This window comes from Mesorhizobium sp. M7A.F.Ca.US.005.03.2.1 (assembly GCF_003997795.1).
Taxonomy (GTDB): Bacteria; Pseudomonadota; Alphaproteobacteria; order Rhizobiales; family Rhizobiaceae; genus Mesorhizobium; species Mesorhizobium ciceri.
In genome coordinates, this window is the sequence record NZ_RZRP01000672.1 from 1 (window position 1) to 3,531 (window position 3,531).

General features: G+C 63.2%; 4 protein-coding genes. 3 read left to right on the top strand and 1 reads right to left on the bottom strand.

Annotation, left to right across the window (positions count from 1 at the left end; genetic code table 11):
* The 3 genes from EN991_RS28030 to msrB all read left to right on the top strand — a co-directional run.
* Positions 1-125 (top strand): anti-sigma factor (locus tag EN991_RS28030; protein ID WP_206519268.1); only part of this gene is annotated, 125 nt, incomplete at its 5' end.
* A gap of 221 nt (positions 126-346) precedes the next feature.
* Positions 347-904, top strand: a complete 558-nt coding sequence (locus EN991_RS28035; protein ID WP_127369973.1) for a fasciclin domain-containing protein — start codon at positions 347-349, stop codon at positions 902-904.
* Positions 905-1,116: 212 nt separating this feature from the next.
* Entirely contained in the window at positions 1,117-1,620 is a 504-nt protein-coding gene (msrB, locus tag EN991_RS28040; protein ID WP_013528493.1) for a peptide-methionine (R)-S-oxide reductase MsrB, read from the top strand.
* A gap of 171 nt (positions 1,621-1,791) precedes the next feature.
* On the opposite strand, the gene EN991_RS28045 is transcribed toward msrB, so the two are convergent.
* The gene (locus tag EN991_RS28045) at positions 1,792-3,387 is read right to left on the bottom strand and encodes a DHA2 family efflux MFS transporter permease subunit (RefSeq protein WP_024502091.1); all 1,596 of its coding nucleotides are present in this window, start codon (positions 3,385-3,387) and stop codon (positions 1,792-1,794) included.
* Between the last annotated feature and the right edge of the window lie 144 nt (positions 3,388-3,531).

Here is a 3,531-nt window from a genome sequence, read left to right on the forward strand (position 1 = left end):
CGGCGGCCCATCAGAAACTTGCCCAGGGCGCGGTGCTTGCCGTCAGCCTCGAGCCGTCGGGCGGTTCGCCGACCGGACAGCCGACCGGACCGGTGGTTGCCGCTGGCGACCTGAAGAGCATCTGACCGGCTCTTCACCTGAAAATCACAACAGACTATCATAAGTCTATCCTTCGCTGAACATGCCCGTAGACAGCATGTCGGCGGGCGGCCGATGGCTCGGGAAATCCCTCTGGCGCCATGGATAAAATCAAAAATCACAATATTTCTGAAACTCGGGCGAGTTTGTTCCGTATCTCCTCGCGTCCCCAAAAATGGGAAGAGAAAAACCCGAGGAGTTCGACATCATGCGTAGATACGCCACCCTTTTGCTCGCCGGTACGATCGCCGTTTCGGCCCTTGCCACCGCCGCCTACGCCGAAAACCCGATGGTTGGCGGCGCCGCCATGTATGCCAACAAGAACATCGTCGAGAACGCCGTGAACTCGAAGGATCACACCACCCTGGTCGCCGCCGTGAAGGCCGGCGGCCTTGTCGAGACGCTGCAGGGCGCCGGTCCGTTCACCGTGTTCGCGCCGACCAACGAAGCCTTCGCAGCCCTTCCGGCCGGTACGGTCGAGACGCTGCTCAAGCCAGAAAACAAGGACAAGCTCACCAAGATCCTGACCTGCCATGTCATCGGCGCCAAGGCGATGGGAGCAGATGTGGCCGCGATGGCCAAGGCTGACGGCGGCACCCACAAGGTCAAGACGGTCGGCGGCTGCGAATTGTCGCTCAAGGCCGACGGCGGCAAGGTCACGGTCACCGACGAGAACGGCAATGTCGCCAATGTGACGATCGCCGATGTCGAACAGTCCAATGGCGTCATCCACGTCATCGACAAGGTTCTTTTGCCCAAGATGTAACAAGGGGCTTGCTGCCGGCGAACTGACGGCAAGGACCCTCCGTCGATTGCACGATCCCGCTCCCGTGATCCGCAATTGGCCCGTGCACTTCGCGCCCGCCTGCATTCGGATGTGGGAGGGCGCGGAGTGTTCGTTCGAGGGGCTACCGTCACCGGCTTTTGATTTCCGCGCGGTGGTGTAGTTTGGCAAAAGGACATCAGGAGGAACTGGTCATGAACCGTCGCGACTTTCTTTTGAGCGGTGCCGCCGCCATCGGCGTGATCGGGGCCGCGGCAACGATGCTGCGCATGGGCGATCCGCAGGCAGCACAAGCGGCCGAGAGCTTCGAGGTCGTCAAGACCGACGCCGAGTGGAAAGCCATCCTGTCGCCGGCCGCCTTCGACGTGCTGCGCAAGGAAGGCACGGAGTACCCCGGCACCAGCCCGCTGCTCAACGAACACCGCAAGGGCATTTTCGCCTGTGCCGGCTGCGACCTGCCGGTCTATTCGTCGGAGACGAAATTCGATTCCGGCACCGGATGGCCGAGCTTCTGGCAAGAGATCCCCAAGGCGATCGGCACGACCGTGGACAGGTCGCTCGGCATGACGCGTACCGAGGCACATTGCCGCCGCTGCGGCGGCCATCTCGGCCATGTCTTCGACGACGGTCCGGCGCCGACCGGCCTGCGCCACTGCATCAACGGCGTCGCGCTGACCTTCAAACCGGCCACGGCCTGAGTCCATAGACTCGAATGCAAAAACTCCGGGCTTGCGGCCCGGAGTTTTTTACGCGGTCAGAGCTTTTCGGGCGTGGACTGGAGGAGCTTCCCGAAACCGCTGCCCACGTACCTTGTCTTGTCGCAATCTCCAAGGGAAAGCGCTGCGCACTTTTCCTGGAATTGCTCCGTATCAGTGCCCCCCACCGCCGCCGCCACCCGGTGCGGCCGGCTTGCGGATCAGCATGGTGAACAGGCCAAGCGTCGCAAACAGCACCGTCAGCATGAAGAACACGTCCATGAAGGACAGCAGCGCCGCCTGCTGCTGGACCATGCCAGACAACTTGGAGATCGCAGCGCTTGTGGCGTCGAGGCCGGGGGTCTGCTCGAAATTGCGGGTCATGTTCTGCAGCTTGGTCTGCGCGGCTTCACTGCCCCATTGCACATGCTCGGAGAGCCTTGCGTAGTGGAAGGCGTTGCGGTCGATCAGCACGGTGTTGATCAGCGCAAGGCCGACGGCACCGCCAAGGTTGCGGGTGAGATTGAACAGGCCGGACGCGTTCTTCAGCCGCTCGGGCGGCAAGGTGCCGAGCGCGATGTTGTTGATCGGAACCATGCACAGCATCATCGAACAGCCGCGCAGGATCTGCGGGATGAGCAGCTCATAGAAATCCCAGTCGGCGGTCAGATGCGTCATCCACCAGGTGCCGGTGGCGAAGCCGAAGAAGCCGATCATCATCATCAGGCGCGGGTCCATCTTGTTCGACAGGATGCCCGAGATCGGCGCGGTGAAGAACATCGCCAGGCCGCTGACGAACAGAGCCTCGCCGATCATCATCGAATCGTAGCCGCGGATGCGCCCGAGGAACACCGGGTAGAGATAGGTCAGGCCGTAGAGACCGATGCCGATGACGAACGAGAACAGCGAGCCGAAGGCGAAGTTGATGTTGGTGAAGGCCTTCAGGTCGACGATCGGCTCCTCGGCGGTGAACACGCGCCAGAAGAACAGCACCGCGCCGACGGTCATGACGACGGCGCAGATGAAGACGCCCTGGTCCTGCAGCCAGTCATTGTTGGGGCCTTCCTCGAGCACATATTCCATGCAGCCCAGGAAAGCCGCCATGCCGGCGAGGCCCCACCAGTCGAACTTGCTGAACAGCTTGAGGTTGGGCTTGTCGAAGTCGATCAGCGTCCAGGCCGCCGTTGTCACCAGGATGCCGGGCACGACGTTGACCAGGAACAGCCAATGCCAGGACATGGCATGGCTGATATAGCCACCGACGGTCGGGCCGATGGTCGGCGCCAGCGTCGCCACGAGGCCGATCATCGGCGAGACGACGGCGCGGCGCGAGGGCGGGAAGATGGTGAAGGCAGCGGCAAAGACGCTCGGTATCATGCCGCCGCCGATGAAGCCCTGGACGGCGCGGTAGACGATCATCTGGTCGATGTTGGTGGCGGTCGCCGCCAGCGCACTGGCCGCGGTGAAGCCTGCCGCCGAGATGGTGAACAGCACGCGCGTCGACAGCATCCGGCTGAGAAAGCCCGACAGCGGGATCATCACCACTTCGGCGATCAGGTAGGCGGTCTGCACCCACGGAATTTCGTCGGAGCTGGCGCTCAGGCCGGCCTGGATCTCCGACAGCGAGGCGGAGACGATCTGGATGTCGAGGATGGCCATGAACATGCCGAACACCATCGCCAGGAAGGCGATGACGCGCCGCGTCGAAATGGTGTCAGGCACAGCCGGCCTCGCCGGCGGCGCTCCTGCTGTCAGGGTTGCGGTTGCCATGGCATTGCTCCCCGGCCGCCGCTCAATTCGACGCTGCCACTGACGCCGACCCGGATGGGGCGGTGCGGCTGTCGACGGCGACGACGACGCTCAGGCCGGCGCGCAGCTTACCGCTCTTCAGCGCATCGGCCGGCACATCGATGC